This is a genomic window from Halogeometricum rufum (assembly GCF_900112175.1).
GTDB lineage: Archaea > Halobacteriota > Halobacteria > Halobacteriales > Haloferacaceae > Halogeometricum > Halogeometricum rufum.
In genome coordinates this window covers 12,649-31,886 of record NZ_FOYT01000007.1, presented here as the reverse complement: position 1 = coordinate 31,886, position 19,238 = coordinate 12,649, and the positions used below count along the sequence as shown (strand labels likewise).

At 69.9% G+C, this 19,238-nt stretch carries 19 protein-coding genes; 15 read left to right on the top strand and 4 right to left on the bottom strand.

The features are described from left to right. Nucleotides 1-99 precede the first annotated feature (99 nt). From BM310_RS20495 to BM310_RS20470, 6 genes are all read left to right on the top strand, one after another. On the top strand, nt 100-1,023 hold the full coding sequence (locus BM310_RS20495; RefSeq protein WP_089811376.1) for a DUF7351 domain-containing protein: 924 nt from the start codon (nt 100-102) through the stop codon (nt 1,021-1,023). A 198-nt stretch (nt 1,024-1,221) separates the two neighbouring features. After that, nucleotides 1,222-1,947: a class I SAM-dependent methyltransferase gene (locus tag BM310_RS20490; protein ID WP_089811375.1), complete on the top strand. Its 726-nt coding sequence runs from the start codon at nt 1,222-1,224 to the stop codon at nt 1,945-1,947. Further along, a complete protein-coding gene (locus BM310_RS20485) occupies nt 1,940-3,691 on the top strand; it encodes a serine hydrolase domain-containing protein (RefSeq protein WP_089811373.1) in 1,752 nt (583 codons plus the stop codon). Before BM310_RS20490 ends, BM310_RS20485 begins: the two co-directional genes overlap by 8 nt. Then, the gene (locus BM310_RS20480; RefSeq protein ID WP_089811371.1) at nt 3,688-4,089 is read left to right on the top strand and encodes a hypothetical protein; all 402 of its coding nucleotides are present in this window, start codon (nt 3,688-3,690) and stop codon (nt 4,087-4,089) included. The genes BM310_RS20485 and BM310_RS20480 overlap by 4 nt, the downstream gene beginning before the upstream one ends. Nucleotides 4,090-4,141: 52 nt before the next feature. Continuing rightward, nucleotides 4,142-5,230 (top strand): phosphotransferase family protein, encoded by a 1,089-nt coding sequence (locus BM310_RS20475; RefSeq protein ID WP_089811369.1) that lies wholly within the window; start codon nt 4,142-4,144, stop codon nt 5,228-5,230. Nucleotides 5,231-5,298: 68 nt separating this feature from the next. Beyond that, complete coding sequence (locus tag BM310_RS20470) at nt 5,299-6,372, top strand: DUF2891 domain-containing protein (protein WP_089811367.1); 1,074 nt, start codon at nt 5,299-5,301, stop codon at nt 6,370-6,372. Nucleotides 6,373-6,444: 72 nt separating this feature from the next. On the opposite strand, the gene BM310_RS20465 is transcribed toward BM310_RS20470, so the two are convergent. After that, complete coding sequence (locus tag BM310_RS20465) at nt 6,445-7,239, bottom strand: alpha/beta fold hydrolase (RefSeq protein ID WP_089811365.1); 795 nt, start codon at nt 7,237-7,239, stop codon at nt 6,445-6,447. Between the two features lie 137 nt (nt 7,240-7,376). Between BM310_RS20465 and BM310_RS20460 the strand changes: the two genes are divergently transcribed. Continuing rightward, complete coding sequence (locus BM310_RS20460) at nt 7,377-8,063, top strand: helix-turn-helix domain-containing protein (RefSeq protein WP_089811363.1); 687 nt, start codon at nt 7,377-7,379, stop codon at nt 8,061-8,063. A 37-nt stretch (nt 8,064-8,100) separates the two neighbouring features. On the opposite strand, the gene BM310_RS20455 is transcribed toward BM310_RS20460, so the two are convergent. After that, nucleotides 8,101-8,796: a helix-turn-helix domain-containing protein gene (locus BM310_RS20455; RefSeq protein WP_089811361.1), complete on the bottom strand. Its 696-nt coding sequence runs from the start codon at nt 8,794-8,796 to the stop codon at nt 8,101-8,103. An 85-nt stretch (nt 8,797-8,881) separates the two neighbouring features. On the opposite strand from BM310_RS20455, the gene BM310_RS20450 reads away from it, so the two are divergent. The 5 genes from BM310_RS20450 (at nt 8,882) to BM310_RS20435 (ending at nt 14,080) form a co-directional block, all read left to right on the top strand. After that, nucleotides 8,882-10,210, top strand: coding sequence for a cytochrome P450 (locus tag BM310_RS20450; RefSeq protein WP_089811359.1), 1,329 nt, complete (start codon nt 8,882-8,884; stop codon nt 10,208-10,210). A gap of 131 nt (nt 10,211-10,341) precedes the next feature. Continuing rightward, a complete protein-coding gene (locus tag BM310_RS20445; protein ID WP_089811357.1) occupies nt 10,342-10,956 on the top strand; it encodes a class I SAM-dependent methyltransferase in 615 nt (204 codons plus the stop codon). Between the two features lie 110 nt (nt 10,957-11,066). After that, nucleotides 11,067-11,231 (top strand): hypothetical protein, encoded by a 165-nt coding sequence (locus BM310_RS21605; protein ID WP_177232724.1) that lies wholly within the window; start codon nt 11,067-11,069, stop codon nt 11,229-11,231. Between the two features lie 239 nt (nt 11,232-11,470). Next, nucleotides 11,471-13,297 carry a methyl-accepting chemotaxis protein gene (locus tag BM310_RS20440; RefSeq protein WP_089811355.1) on the top strand — a complete coding sequence of 609 codons (1,827 nt, stop codon included), beginning with the start codon at nt 11,471-11,473 and terminating at the stop codon, nt 13,295-13,297. Between the two features lie 156 nt (nt 13,298-13,453). Next, nucleotides 13,454-14,080 carry a V-type ATP synthase subunit D gene (locus BM310_RS20435; RefSeq protein ID WP_245778564.1) on the top strand — a complete coding sequence of 209 codons (627 nt, stop codon included), beginning with the start codon at nt 13,454-13,456 and terminating at the stop codon, nt 14,078-14,080. An 11-nt stretch (nt 14,081-14,091) separates the two neighbouring features. On the opposite strand, the gene BM310_RS20430 is transcribed toward BM310_RS20435, so the two are convergent. Continuing rightward, entirely contained in the window at nt 14,092-14,709 is a 618-nt protein-coding gene (locus BM310_RS20430) for a class I SAM-dependent methyltransferase (RefSeq protein ID WP_089811353.1), read from the bottom strand. Between the two features lie 372 nt (nt 14,710-15,081). On the opposite strand from BM310_RS20430, the gene BM310_RS20425 reads away from it, so the two are divergent. The 3 genes from BM310_RS20425 (at nt 15,082) to BM310_RS20415 (ending at nt 18,135) form a co-directional block, all read left to right on the top strand. Beyond that, entirely contained in the window at nt 15,082-15,330 is a 249-nt protein-coding gene (locus tag BM310_RS20425) for a hypothetical protein (RefSeq protein WP_089811351.1), read from the top strand. 168 nt (nt 15,331-15,498) lie between these two features. Further along, entirely contained in the window at nt 15,499-16,551 is a 1,053-nt protein-coding gene (locus tag BM310_RS20420) for a succinylglutamate desuccinylase/aspartoacylase family protein (RefSeq protein WP_089811349.1), read from the top strand. A 123-nt stretch (nt 16,552-16,674) separates the two neighbouring features. Then, a complete protein-coding gene (locus BM310_RS20415) occupies nt 16,675-18,135 on the top strand; it encodes a TldD/PmbA family protein (protein WP_089811347.1) in 1,461 nt (486 codons plus the stop codon). Nucleotides 18,136-18,139: 4 nt separating this feature from the next. Here the strand turns inward: BM310_RS20415 and BM310_RS20410 are convergent, their stop codons facing one another. After that, nucleotides 18,140-19,237 (bottom strand): ABC transporter ATP-binding protein, encoded by a 1,098-nt coding sequence (locus BM310_RS20410; protein ID WP_089811345.1) that lies wholly within the window; start codon nt 19,235-19,237, stop codon nt 18,140-18,142. Between the last annotated feature and the right edge of the window lies 1 nt (nt 19,238).

Below are 19,238 nucleotides of genomic sequence, written 5' to 3'. Positions count from 1 at the left end.
CGAGCGGCGAGTCCGAACGCGCCGTACCGGGCGGCGACGACCCCCCGGACGGCCCGGGATTCAATATCGACGCGGGCGTGGTGTCGGCCACCGAGAACCATGACAGACGAGCGCTCGGCGGCGGACGTCTTCGGACTCCTCGCCGACGAGACCCGCGTCGAAATCCTCCGAGCCGTCGCCGTCGCGCAGTACGAACTCGCGGGGGTCGGGTCGGGGCCGGCCGAACTCGCGTTCTCCGAGATATACGAGCACGTGCCGGTCGAGAACACCTCGAAGCTGTCGTACCACCTCGGCGAACTCGTCGGGACGTACCTCCGGAAGGGCGACGACGGCTACTCGCTGTCGCACGCCGGCGAGCGCATCGTCCGGTTCATCCTGTCGGGGAACTACGAGCGACCGGCGTCGGTCGGCCCCGAACCGGTCGCCGGCGTCTGCGTCTTCTGCGGGGCGGAGGCGCTCGAAGCGAGCCTCGACCACCAGTTCTTCCGCGTCGACTGCACCGCGTGTGAGACGCAGGTGGCGGGGCACCCGGTGACGCCCGCGCAGGTCAGACGGCGGGACGCGGACGACCTCGTCCGGAGCGTGACGCTCCGGAGCGCCGAGGACTACCGGCAGATTCGCCGCGGACTGTGTCCGGAGTGCGGGGGCGACCTCTCGACGGAGGTGGTCCACCTCCCCGGCAGTCCGTTGCCCGACGCCGACCCCTTCCTCGCGAAGAGCGACTGCGCGGCGTGCCTCCGGGAGTACAACAGCCCGCTGACCTACAGCGTGGCGTACCACCCCGCGTCGATTGCGTTCCACTGGGACCGGGGAGTCGACGTGACGACGAAGGCCGTCTGGGAGTTCCACGAACACGTCCGCGAGGGGCGCTGGACGTCCGAACGCGTCGCCGACGACCCCCCGGCGTACGAAGCCGTGCTGCGTCGCGGCGACGACGCGGTTCGGCTCCGACTCGACTCGTCGGCGACGGTGACGCGGACCGAGCGCGTGCGACGCGAGAGCGGCGACCTGCCGCGTTCGTGACAGCGTTCTTACGAAAGCGCCGTTGAGCGAGCGGCGGCGCTCGCAGCGGAGTGACGCCGAAACGGCGCGAACGACGCTCGAACCCGTCCCAGTCGCTCAACTGCGGTTTTGAAACGAACCCGACAAATTATCAAATTTCCGATAACTTTATCGGCGTCGCGGAGCCGTGTCTCGGTCGGAGTCTAGGAGGCCGACGAGATGCAATCGAGTAACTCACGCGGACCGACGGACCGGCGGAATCGCACGAACGAAGACAGCACCGAGCGACGGCAGTCGAGCGAGCGAGACTCGATGTCGGCGGCGAAGATAGCCGACGCGTACGACGAGGTGGCCGACGGACTGGCGCGGTGGCGGCGACTCGACCGCTTGTTCGCGGGTCGCTACCGCCGCCGGCAGTTCGGGCGGGCCGACGGCCGGGTACTGGACGTCGCCTGCGGCACCGGCAGGAACTTTCGGTACCTCCGCGCGGCGGACGCCGTCGTCGGCGTCGACGTCAGCGACGGAGTGCTCAGCCACGCCCGCGAGGAACTCGCCCGCCTCGGACTGGACGGCACCGCCCGCCGGATGGACGCACAGGCGCTGGATTTCGACGACGACAACTTCGATACCGTCGTCTCGTCGTTCTCCACCTGTACGTTCCCCGAACCGCGAACGGCGCTGGAAGAGATGGCGCGGGTCTGTAAACCGGACGGTCGGGTGCTGCTCCTCGAACACGGCCGCAGCGACGTCCGCCCCGTCGCGTGGCTTCAGGACCGGCGCGCCGACGCCCACTACGAGAAGACCGGCTGCCGGTTGAACCACGAGCCCCGAGTGACGGTCCGGGAGACGAGCCTCGAAATCGAGCGCGTACGAGACCGGTTCTTCGGCCTCGTCGTCGAAATCGACGCCGTTCCGACGCGCCGGACGGAGGTGGGCCGTGAGTAGCGTCTCCAGGCGCGGGTTTCTCGCCGCCCTCGGCGCTTCGGGCATCGCCGGTCTGGGCCTCGCGAGCGACCGGACGCGAGCGACGGGGGTCGCCCGCCGGAACGCCGAGTCGCTCGGTTCGGCCCCGTTCGAGAGTCGAGACGAACTCGCGGCGTTCGTGGACGAGCGGATGCGCGGGCGAATCGGCGACGCGACGCCCGGCGCGAGCGTCGCCGTCGTCGTCGAGGGCGGGCCCTCCCTCGTCGCGGGGTACGGCTCCGCGAACGTCGAGGCGGGAGTTCCGGCCCGGGGGGACGAGACGCCGTTCCGCATCGGATCGGTCGGCAAGCTAATCACGTGGACCGCGGTCATGCAGGGCGTCGAGCGCGGCGTCCTCTCGCTGGACGAGGACGTGAACGCGTACCTCGACGATTCCGCGGTCACCGTCCCGGAGACGGACGACGACCCGGTGACACTCCGGCACCTCGGCACCCACACCGCCGGCTTCGCGTCGGCTCTGGACCCCGGAATCGTCGCGAACCCGGACGCCCTCGCTCCGTTAGAGACGCTGCTCGCCGAGCAGCGACCGGACCGCGTGCGCCCGCCGGGAGCGCTGGTGGGCTACTCGAACTACGGGGCGGCGCTCGCGGGCCACGTCGTCGCCGAAGCCCACGGGACGACCTTCGAGGAGTACGTCCAGTCCGAAGTTTTCGAGCCGCTGAACATGAGCCACAGCACGTTCGCACAGCCGGTCCCGGAGGACCACCCCGGTGACCCCGCGGCGGGACACGAGCGAGACGGGACGGGGTTCACCACCGCCGACGAGACGTTCGTCAACATGCGCCCCGCGGGGTCGACGACTGCGACGGCGAGCGACGTGGCCGCGTTCGTCCGCGCCCACCTCGGCGACGGCGCGGTCGACGGGGGGCGAGTCCTGAACCCGGAGACGGTCGAGGCGATGCACGACAGACACCACGTGCGCCACCCCGCGGTCACCAACTGGCGGTACGGGTTCCACGAGTACGGCGGTCCGGACGCCGGACTCGTCGGCCACTCGGGGGCGACCGTCGACTTCGCCAGTCGACTCGTGCTGTCCCGCGACCGCGGCGTCGGCGTCTTCGTGAACTACAACGCCAGAGCCGGCGAGTCGCCCGCGGCGGTCGTCGACGAGATACTCGCGGCGTTCGACCTCCTGCCGTCGCCGGCGCGCGCGCCGTCGGCGAAGCCGGGCGGTCGGGCGCGCGCCGAGACCGTCGCCGGCGAGTACAGCCCCACCAACCTCCCGAACGCCGGTCCGCTGCACGTCGCCGACGTGCTCGCACACGTCGCCGTCGAACCCGCGGGCGACGGGCGACTCCGCACGACGACGGCCGGCGGCGACGCCCGCGAGTGGGTCGAAACCGAGCCCTACGTGTACCGGGCGGTCGACGGACGCGACGTGCTCGCGTTCGAAGTCGACGACGGGGCGGTGACCGCGATGAACGCGAACAGCGACCCCACGGGCGTCCACCTCCCGGTGCCGTTCCACGAGCGACGACTCCTCACCGGGAGCGTCGTCGGCGGGACCGCGGCCGGGTTCGGCCTCTCGCTGGCCGGACGGGTCGGATGTCGCGTCCGGCGCGGGTGGCGACGGGTGCGGGGAGCGCGCCGTGACGACGGGGAGAGCGACAGCGGCGGTCGAAACGACGCAGAGAGCGACGGGCGCGGCCGGGACGGTACGGAGACAGACAGACGCGACCGGAACGATACGGAGGCCGACGGATGACGGACCGAGGACGAACGCGGGAGACGGGACGGCCGCGCGAACGCGAGGACGCAGGAACCGGAGAACGACTCCGACGCCGCCTGCCCAGTCTCCCGTGGCTCGCCCGGGCGGCGGGAACCGCACTGAGCGTCGTCGCCGTCGGGTTCGTGCTGGCCTTCCTGTTCGTCGTGGGGCGCGGCGGCAGGCTCACGCTCCTCACGCGGCCGCCAGCGATGCGGGCGGTGCTGGCGCTCCCGTCGCTCGTCGCGTTTCTCGCGCCGAGTGCGGCCCTCGGCGCGGCCCTCGCGTGGCGGAACGGGTACTGGTCGCGCCGCGCTCGCGTCCACCAGACGGTGCTGGCCCTCCTGGGACTCGGACTCTGCTGGCAGCTCTGGGTCCTCGGGTTCCTCCCGCCCTGAATCGACTTCCGACGAACACACCGAGTGAGACACATTTCGAGCGAGACACGCAATGCTACCGAGTTTAGGCTACGTCACGGAGCTAGAACAAGCGGCCGAACGCGAGTCCGCAGAGCGGCGGTCCGAGATGACCGTCGGCGAACCCGAGGCCCGTCGAGCGGCGAGACGGACGTTCCCGGACGCGTCGTCGATAGCGGTTCACGGCGACTCGACGGCCGGCGACGGCGGCGTCACGTTCGCGTTCGCGGTCCGCGACCACGACGCGACGTACGTGCTCAAGTTCGCGCCGGAGGAGAAGGCGGCGCAGTTGCAGCGAGGGGCGGCGGCGTACCGACATCTCGACGCCCGAACGTCGGTGCCGGTTCCGGGTACGGTGACCGTCGAACCCGACGGCTGCGACCTGCCGTACCCGTACTCGGTGGTCGAACACGTCGGCGGGGACGAGCTATCGAGCATCGGTCAGTTCCGGTCGTTCCCGCGGGGACGAAAGCGAGCGGTCGTCCGCGAGATGGGTCGCGCGCTCGGAACGCTCCACGCGCAGACGGCGTTCGAGCGGTACGGGTCGGTGTCGGGACGGTCCGGGGCGTTGACCGTCGACGACCGCGTCGCCGACTGGCGGGCCCACTACCGCCGGCGGTACGAGGAGTACGCCGACGCCGCCCGGGAGTCGCCCGTCTCTGACCTCGCCGACCGGGCGGTCGAGTGCTTCGAACGGATGTCGGACCTCGTCCGCCCGGAGTCGGGGCCGGTCCTGCTCCACGGCGACTTCACCCCCGACAACCTGATCACCCGCGACGGCACCGTCCGCGCCGTCCTCGACTGGGAACACGCCGAGGCGGGGTGCGGCGCGAAGGAGTTGCGCGAAGTCGAGGAGAACGTCGTCGAAATCGCCCGACGCGACGAGGTGCGGAGCGACCTTCGAGACGCCCTCCTCGACGGGTACGCGGCGGCGCGGCCGGTCTCGGACGCGTTTCTCGCGACGAAGGCCGTGTTCGGCGTCGGCGAGTTCGCCAGAGTGGGGGCCGTCCGCTCGTTCCTCGCGGCCGGCGACGAGTTCGACGACGCGGCGTTCAGAACCCGCGCCGAGCGAGAACTCGACGCCCGTATCGAAGCCGCCGAGTCCCGTCTCGACCGCCTGTGAACGGCGACGACGGGTAACCGCGCGTGCGGACCAGTAGAACTAATCGACGCCGTGGGGACGTATCCCGCATGGACGCCCTCCCCGCGGACGCGGCCACGGTGCTGTCGGGCCGCGCCGACTGGATCGACCCCGAACTGCAGAGCGAACTCGCGGCGTACCCGCTGGACTCCATCGACACGGAGTACCCCCACTTCGCGCGGACCGTCGAGGGGCCGGACGACGCGGTTCGGCCGAGCGAGGACCACCCCGTCTTCTACGGCAGTTTCGACTGGCACTCGGCCGTCCACAACCACTGGTCGCTCGTCCGCCAACTCCGACTGTTCGAGGACCACCCGGACGCGTCCGACGTCGTCTCGACGCTCGACGAGCGAATCACTCGCGAGAAGGTCGAGCGAGAGGCGTCGTACCTCGTCGACCACGAGTCCTTCGAGAAGCCGTACGGCTGGGCGTGGTTCCTGCGCCTCGCCGCGGAACTGCACCTCTGGGACGCCGACCGGGCGGCGGCGTGGCGCGAGCGGTTCGAACCGCTGGAGCGACGGGTCGTCGAACTCGTCGAACGCGAGTTCCTCGCGCAGGACCGGCCGTTCCGCGTCGGCACGCACGACAACACCGCCTTCGCGCTCCAGTTCGTCCTCGACTACGCGCGGGTCGTCGGCGACGACGCCCTCGCGGCGGCGGCCGCGGAGACGGCCCGCGAGTTCTATCTGGCCGACCGCGACTACCCCGTCGAGTACGAACCGCTGGGCTGGGACTTCCTCTCGCCGGCGTTCGCCGAGGCCGACCTGATGCGACGCGTGCTCGACCCCGAGGCGTTCCGAGAGTGGTTCGACGGGTTCGCCCCCGCCCTCACCGAGTCGCCGTCGGACGCCATCCTCCGCCCCGTCGACGTCGACGCCGACGGCGGCGGACTCGAACTCCACCTCGTGGGGCTGAACCTCTCGAAGGCGTGGGCGATGGCCGACGTCGCGGACGCCCTCGGCGACCACCCGGCCGCCGACGCACTCGTCGCGAGCGCCCGGCGACACGTGGACCACAGCCTCGAACCGGCGTTCACCGAGGACTACGCGGGCGCACACTGGCTCACCTCGTTCGTGCTGTACCTCCTGACGAGAGACGAGGGCGGCGTCGCCCCCGAGCGCTGACGGGCGGCGTCGACGCGACGCGACTCGACTTGGCTCGACTCGACGTCCGCCGAGCGACGGCGTTCGCGGCCGCTACCGACTGTGCAGGAAGGAGTCGACCGCGGCCGCCACCAGTGCCGGCGCTTCGGCGGGACCGCTGTGGCTGACGCCGTCGAACTCGACGAGACGGCTGTGCGGGAGCGACTCGTGGACGGCGCGGGCGCTCTCGCGGAGGAAGTCCGGGCCGTCGGTGCCGGTCAGGACGAGGACGGGGGCGGCGACGTCGAGTCGGTCGGGGAGTCGGTAGCCCTCGACCGAACGGTTCATCCGGACGACTTCCTCGGCGAGGTCCACGCAGTCGGGCCAGACCGGCCACTCCGCGAGCCACGCGTCCAGGTCGTCGACGCCGTCGGGGTGGAGGACCTGCTCGACGTAGCGTTTCACCGCCTCGCGGCGGTCACCGTTCTCGACGAGCGTCGCCATGCGGTCGGCGAGGTCGGCCTCCGCCCGGAAGCCCTCGGGGAGGACCGCCGGTTCGTAGGCGACGACCGCCTCGACGTCGGCGTCGGTCGCGGCCGTTATCGCGGTGAGCGCGCCGTAGGAGTGCCCGAACAGGACCGGGCGGCCCTCGACGGCGTCGACGAGCGCTCGGACGTACTCGGCCTCCCGTTCCAGCACCTCGTCTGCGCTCGTCTCCGCGGGGTCGTCGAGGCAGGTGCCGAACCCCGGTCGCTGGGGGACGACGGCGGCGAACTCCTCGAAGTGGGGGACGACCGGGTTCCAGTACTCCCGGGGGGCCATCCCACCGTGGAGCAGAATCAGCGGTCGGCCGTCGCCGTGTCGTTCGTACGTTACCTCCGTTCCGTCTGCGGACGTGGTCGTCTGCATGCGTCTCTCCGTTGGCGGTCGACGGGGCTAAGCCACACTCTCAGTCGTTCGGTCTTTTAAATCGGGGGAGGAGTTCTGCGGCGGCGTCCCGCCGCGCGGTCCGACACGCACATGGGCGTCGACGGAGACGGGAGCGTATGGGTCTCGTCGCCGAATTCGACATCGACTGCGAGGCGCTCCCGCTGACCGGCGTGGCGGCGGCCGTGCCGGAGGTGACGACGACGCTCGAACTGCAGTACAACCACGGCAAGCGGCCCGTGTTCCTCGTCACCGTGACCGGCGACGCGCACGCGGCCGTCGAGGAGGCGTTCGACGACGCGTACGACGTGGGGGCGTGGACGCGTATCGGGGCGGCGGGCGACACCCGTCGCTATCAGATTCGACCGGCGCTGAGCTTCGAGGAACAACTCGGGGACCACCTCGACGACCTGACGGGACTGGAAGCGCTCGCCACGGCCGACGCCATCGTCGAGCGAATCGAGGTGTTGCCGGGCGGGTGGCGGCAGACGGGCTGGTTCGCCGACCGGGCGACGTTCGGCGAGTTCTCGTCGTTCTGGCAGCGCAACGCCGGCTTTCGACTGTCCCGTCTGACCCGCGACGGCGAGCCGGCACCGCCGGGCGACGGGCTGACCGACCGTCAGCGCGAAGCGCTCCGGACGGCCTACGAACTCGGTCACTTCGACATCCCGCGGCGGGCGTCGCTGGAAACCGTCGCCGAGGAACTCGGCATCGCCGCCTCCTCGGCCTCCGAGCGACTGCGGCGCGCCCAGACCCAACTCGTCGAGGAGACGGTGGCGACGACGTGGCCGCCCCTGCCCGACTGAGCGACCGGTCCGAGCGGGTCGGTGACTCGTCCGCCCGTCAGTCGCGACGGGCGGCACCGGTGGGCGTGCGGTCGGCGTAGAGCGCGACCAGCCGAGCCTCCGCCTTCCGGAGGTGGTCGGCGGCCGTGCTCTTCGAGCAGCCCAGTTCGTCGGCTATCTCTCGAACCCCGGTCCGCCGCGGAACCTCGTAGTACCCGAGTTCCCGCGCGACGTCCAGCACCGCTCGCTGGCGGTCGGTCAGCGCCGTCGCCCGCGACTCGCGGTGGGCGTCGTACTCGCCGAGTCGGTCGACCGAGACCGAGAGTTCGTCGGGCAGGCCGGCGACCAGCGCCCGAAGTTCCGCCGGTTCGCCGGCGACTTCGAACACCGTCTCGCCGTCGGTGCCGTACTCGATGGGCGGGACGACGAGCAGGTCCGTGTCGGCCAGCAGTTCGCGGAGGCGGCGCGCGTGCGCGTCTGCGGCCTCGCGGACGTAGACGTAGAAACTGCGGTCGTCCACCGGCGTCGTGTCGTACTCGCGGACCGTCGGCACGTCGTCGAGTGCCGCGAGGTAGTCCTCGCGTCCCGTCGCGACGTCGCCGACGACGTGGAACAGCGTGGTGACGGAGTCGGGGTTCGAGAAGTTCCAGTGGCGCAGGTACGCGCGCCGAATCGACTCCTGCTCGACGAGGAACTGCTGCATCGGATGCCGCGCCTCGGGCGGGTACCGAATCCGCAACTGGAGATACCGCATCGCCCGGCAGGTCACCGCCGTGACACAAAAAAGGACGGACGTGTCCGACAGAACGCTGTCGTCCGAGCGCCGAATACGTGCTCGTATGAGCGCAAACGCGAGCTATCCGCCCGGTCCGGACGGGGTACCGGTCGTCGGCAACACGTTCGCACTGAGCCGCGACATCTTCGAGTTCTACGAACGGTTGCGCGAGGAGTACGGCCCGATAGCGAGCTATCGGGTGTTCGGGACGGACGCCTGCATGGTCGCCCACCCGGACGCGGTTCGGCGCGTCCTCCTCGACGACCACGACGCGTTCGTGAAGGGCGACGTCCTCACCCGGAACCTCGAAGACGCCATGGGAGAGGGACTGTTCGTCACCGAGGGCGAGCAGTGGAGACAGCAACGGACGCGCGTCCAGCCGTCGTTCTACCGCGAGCGACTGAACACGTACGTCCCCGAGATGCGGGCCACCGCGAGGGAGACGGTCGAGGAGTGGCGCGACGGCGCGGTCGTCGAGGCGAACGAGGCGATGACGGCGACGACGATGAAGGTGCTCGGTCGGACGCTGTTCGGCGTGGACGTGACGGACGAACCCGTTGTGGCCGACGCGTCGGCGGCCATCCTCGCGCGGTTCGACACGAGTCGGTTCTGGTCGTTCCTGCCGGACACCGTCCCGACGCCGACGAACCGGCGGTACAGGCGGGAACTCGACCGACTCCGGGAGTTCGTGGACGAGTTGGCGGCGCGACGACGTGCCCAGTCGCCGGCGGAACGCGGCGACGACCTGCTGTCGACGCTCGTCGGGTTCGTCGAGGCGAGCGACCTGAGCCGCGAGGAGTTCCGCGACAACATGATAACGTTCCTGTTCGCCGGTCACGAGACGACGGCGCTCGGGTTGACGTACGCGTTGCTCTGTCTCGCCCGGAACCCCGACGAACAGACCCGCCTCCGCGAGGAGGTCGATTCGGTCTGCGAGGGGGCGGTCGAGGCCGACCACCTCCCCGAACTCGAACGGACGGGCCGGGCCATCGACGAAGCGCTCCGGCTCTACCCGCCGGTCTACATGTTCTTCAGAGAGGCCGCGCGGGACGTCGAGTTGGGCGGGTACGAGATTCCCGCCGGGACGACGCTGGTGCTGCCCCAGTGGGTCGTCCACCGCGACGCGGCCTGGTGGGACGACCCGGCGACGTTCCGACCGGAGCGGTTCGCCGGCGACGCGGACCGCCCGGAGTACGCGCACTTCCCGTTCGGCGGCGGGCCGCGCCACTGCATCGGGATGCGGTTCGCGCGGATGGAGATGAAGACGGTGCTGGCGACGATACTTCGCGACTACCGGTTCGAACTCGTCTCGGCCGCGGAGCCGGAACTGGTCGCGAGTTCGAACCTCAAACCCGGCGAGCCGATAGAGCTACGGATACACGAGCGGGGATAACTCGACCGGCCGCGGTCGATGCCGGAACGGTGGGTTCCGTGCCGCCCGCCTGTGAGGGCGTGGCCGCCCGTCGAAGCGGTCCGACACGCCGTCCCCCGTCGTTTTACCTGCGCCGCCGCGTAGCACGAGCGATGACGGACTGGGACGAGCGGTTTCGAAGCGGCGACTACCCACAGGACCCGGAGCCGGCACCGCTTCTGAAGCGGTACGTCGAGGCGCTCCCGTCGGGGCGCGCGCTGGACGTCGCGGCCGGCACCGGACGAAACGCCGTCTTCCTCGCGGAGGCGGGCTACGACGTGGAGGCGGTCGACCAGTCCCGCGAGGGGCTTCGAATCACGCGCGAACGCGCCCGTGACCGCGGCGTCGCCGACCGACTGGACTGCCTGCAGGTCGACGTCGGCTCCCACGATTTCACGCGGGACCGGTACGACCTGATCACGGTCAGTTTCTTCCGTGCGGTCGACAGGCTCCCCGACATCGTCGAAGCGCTGGCCGACGACGGGGTGCTGTTCTACGAGCACCACCTCCGCTCGACCGACGAGTACGAGGCGGGACCGAGCGGCGACCGGTATCGGTTCGGAGCGAACGAACTGCTCCACGCCGCGTTGGACCTCACCGTCCTCGCGTTCGACGCGAAGACCGAACGCCGAGACGACGGCCGGACGGCGATGCGGACCCAACTGGTCGCCCGCAACTCGACCGGACAGGCGCAGTCGTACCCCGAAGGCGGCCTCGACGGTCGGTGAGGGCGGCGGCCGGCCGCACGCGCCGCGCGCCGACACCGGTGGGTGCCGACGGCCGACGCGGGGTCGTCACCTCCACCGAAGTTATGCCGCTCACCGACCGACGGACGAGTATGGGGCTCACGGAGTACCGGTGTACGTGCGGGGCGACGCTTCGGTACAAGCAGGACCTCCGGCGGGAGCGAGGGACCGTCTACCCGGCGTGGAAGTGCAGGGAGTGCGGCACCCCGGTGCCGGGGCAGGTCGGCGAGAAACTCAGCCACCAGCACCCGTCGTAACCCGAGGCGGCCGGGCGACGGCCGCAGCGCGGGTCGGACGGCACAGAATCGCTCGCCCTCGGAGCCTCGGGGCCCTCGTCGGAGGCGGGAACGCCCGTGGATTGCGGGCGAGATGTGTGCGGCGATTGGCTATCAAGACTGATTTTCAGTCCATCATGTATTTTACCGGCAACGAGTACTAGAGTTCCATGTCGAATCGGAGCGCGGGTGGGGGGGCCGGAGGTTCACGGGTGAATCGGATGCAACGAGCGGTGCGGGATTTCTTCAGATACATCCCTCGGGGGGACTCCATCCCCGAGGAATCGTGGCGGGCGCGTCACCGGAACATCGTGCTACTGCTCGCGGCCCACGCGCCGTTGCTGTACGCGCTCGGAAGCTTCACCGGGACCGAACCGTACGTCACGGGTGCGACGTTCACCGCCGTGCCGTTCGAGCATCTGGTCGCCGGCGTCGGCGTCATCGTCGCGTTGGCGGCGGTTGCGAGCGTGCCGCAACTCCCGCGGCGCGTTCGGACCGGCGTCGTCTCCATCGGACTGATGACGGCGTCGGCCGTCCTGGTCTACTTCTCGGGCGGCTACATCGAGGCGCATTTCCACTTCTTCGTCGTGGTCGGCGTCATCGCCGTCTACGAGGACTGGCTCCCGTTCGCCACCGGCGTGCTGTACGTGGCCGTCGAACACAGCATCTTCGGCATGTCGTACCCGGAGGCGGTGTACAACCACCCGGACGCCGTCGCGCGACCCATGGGGTGGGGACTCGTCCACGCGACGTTCCTCCTCGGCCTCTCCGCGGCGCTGGTGGCGAACTGGTTCTCCATCGAACGCTCCCGCGAGGAGACGAGAGAGCAGATGCAGAACGCGAGGGACAGCGAGGAGGCCAAGGCCGAAGTCGAGCAACTGAACGAGCAACTGCTCGTTCGCGCCGACGAACTCGCCGGCGCGATGGAGTCGGTGGCGGAGGGCGACTTCACCGCCGAGGCGCCCCGAGAGACCGACATCACGGCCATCGCCGAGATAAGCGACGCGTTCGGCGAGATGAAGCGAGAGCTCTCCTCGACCATCGTGGACCTGCGGGCGTTCGCGGAGAACGTCGAGCGGACCACCGAGTCGGTCCACGACGACGCCGAGACGCTCGAACGGACGCAGCAGCGACTGGCCGAGGACATCCGCGAGTTCGCCACCGACCTCCGGACGCAGGCGGGCAACCTCGAGTCCACGACGGACGACCTCGGGTCGCTGTCGGCGACCATCGAGGAGATAGCCGCGAACGCCGACCAGGTCTCCAAGGAGGCCAGCAGCGCGGCGAACAGCGCCGAGTCGGGAACGCAGACCGCGGCCGAGGCCATCGAGGCCATCGAAGCCATCGAGGGGAGCGTCGCGGAACTGGCGGACCTCGTCGAGTCGCTCGACAGCCGGATGGACGGCGTCGCCGAGAGCACCGACCTCATCGAGGACATCGCCGAGCAGACGAACATGCTGGCGCTGAACGCCAACATCGAGGCGGCGCGGGCGCAGAACGGCAGCGACGGGTTCGCCGTCGTCGCCGACGAGGTGAAGACGCTCGCCGACGAGACGCGGACCCAGTCGGCGGAGATAGAGCAGACGGTCGCGCGGACGATACAGGACGTCGACCGGGTGCAGGCGGAGATGAAGCAGACCAAAGCGCAACTGCAGACCGGCAAGGCGACGATGACCGACGCCGGCGAGGCGTTCGAGAATCTGACCGAGACCGTCGAGAGCGTCGACGCCTCGGTCAACACGGTGGCGACGGCGACGGGCGACGGCGCTCGGACGACCGAAGAGGTCGTCGGCGCGATAGAGCGCGTCGCCGAACTGTCGCGGGACGTGGCGTCGCAGAGCGAGTCGCTCGCGGACCGCGCGGAGACCAGCGCGGCGACCATCTCCGAGGTCCGGGCGCAACTGGACAGCCTCACCGGGCAGACGACGACGCTCATCGACCAACTCGACGCGTTCACGTGCGAGACCGACGCTCGGACCGACGCCGCCGAACCGACGTCGCGGGCCGACGCCGTCGAACCGCCGGAACCGACGTCCCGACAGCGCTGAACGCCGACCGGGGCGTTCGATGTCACGCCGGTCCGCGGGGGCCGGACGGGTGCGCCGTTTTCCGAGTCACAGCGCGTCTCACGCGGCGCGGGAACCACAGCTATGGCGTCCGGGTGTGAACCCACGGACAGAATGACGACGCGTCGACACGGTCGAGTGGCGCCGACGCATCACGAACTCGTCGAGGTTCAGCGGCAGTTGAGAATCGCACAGAAGGGAGAACACGTCCTCGAACGGCGCCGAGACGGCCTCGTCTTCGCCCTCCTCGACCTGCTCGACCGGTGGCGTGCGGTTCGAGAGCGCGCCGACGGCGAGTACCGTCGGGCCGCCCGCCTCCACGCCCTCGGGGCCGCACGGGAGGGCGACATCGCGCTCAGAGCGCTCGCCGAGGCGCGGGCCACGCGCCCCGAACTCCTCCTCGACGAGACGAAGCTGTTCGGTCTCCGCGTCCCCATCTTTCTGAGCCGGAACGTCTCGACGTGGTTCGAAGAGCGGGGGTACGGCGTCGTCGGGACGAGCGCGCTCGACGACGAACTCGCCGCGGCGTACGAGAGCCTCCTCGAGTCCGTCGTCACGCTCGCGGAGCTGAGAGCCGTCCTCGCGGTTGTTCTCGCCGAGGTTCGCCGACTCCGAATCCGCGTCAACTACCTCACCCACCGGCTCATCCCGGAACTGGAGTCCGAGAGGCGGTACATCAGACGGTACCTCGAGGAGCGAGAACAGGAGGAGCGCTACCGCTATCTGTGGCTGAAGCGGCGCAGAGAGGAGCGACGAGACGCGTAGCGCGCTGGGGTTCAGACGACGCGGAAGACGCGAACCGTGTCGCGCTTGCCGGACTCCGAGAGGAGTTGCGCGAGGCCGAGGTCCGAGAACACCCGCTTCCAGTTGCGGTGGTACAGCGGGAACTCGTCGTTGACGTAGCTCACGTCGCGCTCCCCCCGGCCGCGCGTCGGGCCGTTGCCCTCGTTCTCCGCGGTGACGAGCAGGTCCGCCGTGACGCGGGCGAGTTCCTCGAACACGGCGACGTCGTCGGGATGGACGTGCTGGAGCGTCTCCACCGAGTAGACGACGTCGAACGCGTCGTCGGGGACGGTCGGGAGGTACTCCTCGAGGGCGACGGTGTGAAACGTCCCCGTCTCGGCGAGTTCGGGGTAGCGCTCGGCCATCACCTCGAACGACTCGTCGTTGATGTCGATGCCGGTGAGGTCCTCGTAGCCGTGGTCGCGAAGGTGCGCGAGGTGGCGACCGGAGCTACAGCCGAGTTCGAGAATCGCGGCGTCCTCGTCGACGTAGTGCTCGAAGACGGTCGCGAGCGTCTCGCTGACCTCGTTCGGTCCGATGTCGGCGTAGTAGCCGGGCGAGAACTGCCCGGAGCGTTCGGCCCAGCCACGGCGGTTGTCGTCCGGTTCCACACGCGAGCGGACGGGACCGAGCACTAAAGACTCCGCGGAGTCGTCGCGCTCGCCGCCCGAACGCGGAGCGGACGGCGCGTTCGACGCGACGCACGAGCATCAGCCGTCCGGGAACGTCAGAACCGAGCAGTCGTTCGTCCGAGCGACCGGAGACGGGCGCGCGAAGAAGGTGCCTCTGACACCGTCTATTCGGGCTCAGAGGCCATAAACCGGCCGTTGTCTGGAGGTGATACAGCGAAATCGGTTGGGGGTACTCGTCCCCGAACTCGGAGTGCCACCGTAGGCGGCATCCCCCCGGCCGCCGGGTCACGGTGCGCCGCGGCGGGTCGGGCCTCCCGAAGCTTGATACCCGCGGTCCCGATACGGAGAGACATGCCGAACTCCCGACTCCGACGGAACGGGTGGGCGACGGTCGGACTCGGTCTCTCCATCGCGTTCGCCGTCGCCGCGTTCGCCTACTTCGCACTCGCGGGGACGCCCCTGCGCGGCGCGGTACTGGGCGTCGTCGTCCTCGCGGCCGGCGTCTGGGAGTACCGCCGGAAACTGCAGGACACCGCCGTCGCAGAGTCCTACGAGGCCGAAGCGGAAGAGCAGCGTCGAAAGCGCGAGGGGCGACGGTAACCGCCCGCCCGTTCGGGGCCGACACCGCCGAGGAGGGGGATTCATGCCGTGCGGGTCGGTATCTCCCGGCATGGACGAAGCGAGACGCGCGGCGCGGCCGCGGCGCACGGCGACGAGACGGCGAATCGCGGACGAACGGGACGGCGCGGGGTGGAGGCAGACCGGCGAATGAAGGTCGGTAGCGCCGACGCCGCCTCCGGCACGCGTGCCACCGGCTACCTGTCGGTGACGGACCTCCCGACCGGACAGTCCGAACGACTCCCGGTCGTCGTCGTCGAGGGGTCGGAGTCCGGGCCGACGGTCTGGGTGACCGGCACCATCCACGGCGACGAACCGACCGGGATGGCGGCCACCCACGAGTTCGCGAACCGACTCCGCCCGGAGGCACTCGCGGGGACCGTCGTCTGCGTCCCGGTGATGAATCCCGCCGGCCTCCGGACGAACGAGCGAACGTCGTACTATCACGGCGACGACCCGAACCGATACTTCGGGCGGGGCGACGGCGGCGAGACGCCGCCCCGGACCCAGCAGTTGGTCTGCGAACGGGTGTACGACGAGATTCGCGAGAGCGCGGACGTGGTGGTGTCGCTCCACACGTCGTGGATTCAGACGCACCCGTACACGATTCGGCCGCGAGTGGGGTACGGCCGCGACAGGGACGAAGCCGAGGCCGCCGCGTTGCGCGACCGCATCGTCGAACTCACCGAGGCGTTCGGTCTGCCCGTCGTCAACCAGTTCGGGCGCGAGGAGACCGAACGGCGGTCGCTGAGTCACACGCTGACCGGCGCGGCCGTCTCCGACGGAATCGCGGCGTTCACGCCGGAACTCGGCGGTCGGTTCGTCGTCGAAGCGGACGCCCGGGCGGCGGCCGTCGCCGGACTGCGGAACGTCCTCGTCACGTCCGACATGCTCGACGAACCGGCGTCGCCCCCGACCGAGTTCGGTTTCTCCGCCGACGGCCCCCTCAAGCGGCGCGTCCACCCCCACACCGACGCCGCGGGAATCGTCCGGTATCGGGTCCGAGAGGGCGACCGGATAGCGGCCGGCGAGACGGTCGCGGAGGTGGTGGACCCGCACGGGGAGACGAAGACCGAGGTGGCGACGGAGTACCCGGGGTACGTCCTCAGCCGACACGAGGGCGCCGCCGTCTACGAGAACGACCCCATCCTCGACGTCGCCGTCCCGGACGACGAACCCCTCCTGTGGGACCGGTCAGACTGATTCCGCTCGCGGCGAGCGACCGCCCCCGACCGGCCGAGAAGCGGACGCGAGGCCGTCGCTCGCGAACGTCGCTGCAAGCGATTCGTCGGGGTTTCATGTGGGGCGGTCGCGTACGACACGTCGATGACCGAGGAACGAGAGGACGTCGTGGACGCGATGGACTGGTTGCTGGAGCGATTCGAGACCGACGACGCGGTGGCGTACGCCGAGGTCGGCGGCGTCTACAAGGAGAAGACCGACGCCGTCGTGACCCACGAGGGGCCGCGAGAGACAGTCGCGTTCACCGAGACGGGAGTGTGGCTGCGCGTGTTCGCCGACGGCGCGGCCGACTACCGGTACACCACCGACCTCGACGAGGAGAGCCTCGAAGACGAGGCCGAGCGCGCGATACGGAGCGGACAGGTGCTCGCACAGGACGAACCGGCGAGGTTCGACGCCCAGACGGCCCACAGAGCGGTGCACGACGGCTGGGCGACCGAACCGATCGACGCGGTCGGCCTCGACGACAAGGTGGCCGCGGTCGAGGACGGACTCGCCGCCGCGGACGACCTGGACCTCCGCCGAATCTGGGTCAACTACGCCGACGCGCACATCGAGGAGTGGATCGGCACCACCACCGGGAGTACGGTCCGCACGACCCTCGACAGAGCGAACGTGACGTGCAGTCTCGACCTCGAAGACGGACCGACGGTGCGCCGACACGACGGGTCGACGGAGGGGGCGGCGTTCCTCGACGACCTCCCCGAACTGTTCGGGGAGGCTGCCGCCGACGCGCGGGCGCTTTCTGACGCCCCGGACGCCGACGCCCCGACGGGGGAGACGGTCGTCGCGTTGAGTCCGCGGGCGGCCGGCCAACTGTTCCACTTCGTCTCGCACTACCTCGAAGCCGACACCATCTATATGGGGATGAGTCCGTACTCGCTCGGCGACCGAATCGGCCCCGATGCGCTCTCGATGGAGGACACCGTCCACGCCGGGTCGTGGGGCGCCCGCGCCTACGACGCCGAGGCCCGGCCGTCGACGCCGACCCGACTGGTCTCGGACGGCCGGATAACGACGCTGTTGCACAACACGGCGAGCGCGGCCGACTCGGACGCGTTCCCCGCCGGGAACGCCGTCCCGAGCCTCGGCCACGGGCAACCGCCGCGCATCCACGCCCGCCACCTCGACGTCGAACCCGGCGACGCCACTCGCGCGGCGGTCCGCGAGGAGGCGGACGTCTACGTCGAACGGTTCGGCAACCCGTGGTTCCGCGACGAGTTCGAACGCGTCCAGCGGTCGGGCGTCTTCCCGGCGAGCGTGCTCTACGCGAAGGACATCGACGAGAAGACCGAAGAACGCCCCGACTGCGGGTCCGCCGAGTTCCCCGTCGAAGAGGCGTACCGCCTCGACGACGGCGAACGCGCCGGGCGCGTCGAGGGCCTCGCGTTGGACTACGAACCCGAGGTACTGCAGACGATGTCGGCGCTGAGCGCCGCGCGTCGAACGGTGACAGGCGTCTGCGAGAAACACAAGTCGCAACTCCCGTTCGCGGTGACCGCGCCGGCCGTCCGACTGCGCGCCCCGCTGAAAGAACAGGCGTAGGGAGTCAGTCGTCCGCCGGCGTCGAGGCGGTGTCGTCGCCCGCGTCGGTCGAGGGCCCGGACTGCCCCATCTCCGCGTAGGGGTCGTACCCCTCGGCGCTCTCGTAGAGGTGGCAGGCGATGTCCTGGTCCGCGTCGACGTCCGCCTTCTGCTCTAACGGCGGGACGACCGAGTCGCAGACGTCGCCGATGTAGTCCGGGCACCGGTCTTTGAACCGACAGCCGGAGGGTACGTCGATGATGTCGCCGACCTCACCCTGTAGCTCGACGCGTTCGCGCCCCACGTCCGGGTCGGGGACGGGAACCGCGTTGATGAGAGAGCGCGTGTAGGGGTGCTGGGGGTTCTCGATTATCTGGTCGGTCGGCCCCTTCTCGACTATCTTCCCCATGTACATGATGGCGAGTCGGTCGCACATGTGCCGGAGGAGCGAGAGGTCGTGGCTGATGTAGACGACGGACAGCCCGAACTCGTCGGTCATCCGGTCCAGAAGCGACAGCACGCCGGCCCGGAGGCTCACGTCCAGCATCGACACGGGTTCGTCGGCGACGATGAAGTCCGGGTCGAGGACCAACGCGCGGGCGATTGCGACCCGCTGTCGCTGGCCGCCCGACAGTTCGTGCGGGTACTGGTCGAAGTACTGCTCTGCGGGCAGCAGTTCGGCGAACTCCAGCGCGCGCTGGACCCGCGCCGTCTCGTTGGTGATGTTGTGGATGCGGAGCGGTTCGGCGACCGTGTCGTACACCGTCATCCGGGGGTTCAGGCTCTCGAAGGGGTCCTGAAAGATCATCTGCGCGTTCTGCCGGAACTGCTTCAGTTCGGCGTCGCTCGCCTCCGAGAGCTGTTGGCCGTCGTAGACGATGTCGCCGCCCGTCGGTTCGTGGAGTTTCACGAGCGACATCCCCGTCGTCGTCTTGCCGCACCCGGACTCGCCGGCCAGTCCGAGCGTCTCGCCCTCTCGGAGTTCGAAGCTGACCCCGTCGACGGCGTGGACGTAGTCCGCGTCGCCGCCGGACACCGACTGCATCAGGCTCGCTATCCAGCCCTGGTTGACCTTGAAGTGTTTCTTCAGGTCGTCCACTTCGAGGAGAACGTCGTTGGCCATC

Bases quoted from the DNA above. Each gene is read 5' to 3' on its own strand.
- BM310_RS20440 (WP_089811355.1), top strand. From the start codon at position 11,471: ATGCAACGAGCGGTGCGGGATTTCTTCAGATACATCCCTCGGGGGGAC.
- BM310_RS20470 (WP_089811367.1), top strand. From the start codon at position 5,299: ATGGACGCCCTCCCCGCGGACGCGGCCACGGTGCTGTCGGGCCGCGCC.
- BM310_RS20480 (WP_089811371.1), top strand. From the start codon at position 3,688: ATGACGGACCGAGGACGAACGCGGGAGACGGGACGGCCGCGCGAACGC.
- BM310_RS20460 (WP_089811363.1), top strand. From the start codon at position 7,377: ATGGGTCTCGTCGCCGAATTCGACATCGACTGCGAGGCGCTCCCGCTG.
- BM310_RS20420 (WP_089811349.1), top strand. From the start codon at position 15,499: ATGAAGGTCGGTAGCGCCGACGCCGCCTCCGGCACGCGTGCCACCGGC.
- BM310_RS20455 (WP_089811361.1), bottom strand. From the start codon at position 8,796: ATGCGGTATCTCCAGTTGCGGATTCGGTACCCGCCCGAGGCGCGGCAT.
- BM310_RS20425 (WP_089811351.1), top strand. From the start codon at position 15,082: ATGCCGAACTCCCGACTCCGACGGAACGGGTGGGCGACGGTCGGACTC.
- BM310_RS20415 (WP_089811347.1), top strand. From the start codon at position 16,675: ATGACCGAGGAACGAGAGGACGTCGTGGACGCGATGGACTGGTTGCTG.
- BM310_RS20475 (WP_089811369.1), top strand. From the start codon at position 4,142: ATGCTACCGAGTTTAGGCTACGTCACGGAGCTAGAACAAGCGGCCGAA.
- BM310_RS20450 (WP_089811359.1), top strand. From the start codon at position 8,882: ATGAGCGCAAACGCGAGCTATCCGCCCGGTCCGGACGGGGTACCGGTC.
- BM310_RS20490 (WP_089811375.1), top strand. From the start codon at position 1,222: ATGCAATCGAGTAACTCACGCGGACCGACGGACCGGCGGAATCGCACG.
- BM310_RS21605 (WP_177232724.1), top strand. From the start codon at position 11,067: ATGGGGCTCACGGAGTACCGGTGTACGTGCGGGGCGACGCTTCGGTAC.
- BM310_RS20410 (WP_089811345.1), bottom strand. From the start codon at position 19,237: ATGGCCAACGACGTTCTCCTCGAAGTGGACGACCTGAAGAAACACTTC.
- BM310_RS20495 (WP_089811376.1), top strand. From the start codon at position 100: ATGACAGACGAGCGCTCGGCGGCGGACGTCTTCGGACTCCTCGCCGAC.
- BM310_RS20465 (WP_089811365.1), bottom strand. From the start codon at position 7,239: ATGCAGACGACCACGTCCGCAGACGGAACGGAGGTAACGTACGAACGA.
- BM310_RS20445 (WP_089811357.1), top strand. From the start codon at position 10,342: ATGACGGACTGGGACGAGCGGTTTCGAAGCGGCGACTACCCACAGGAC.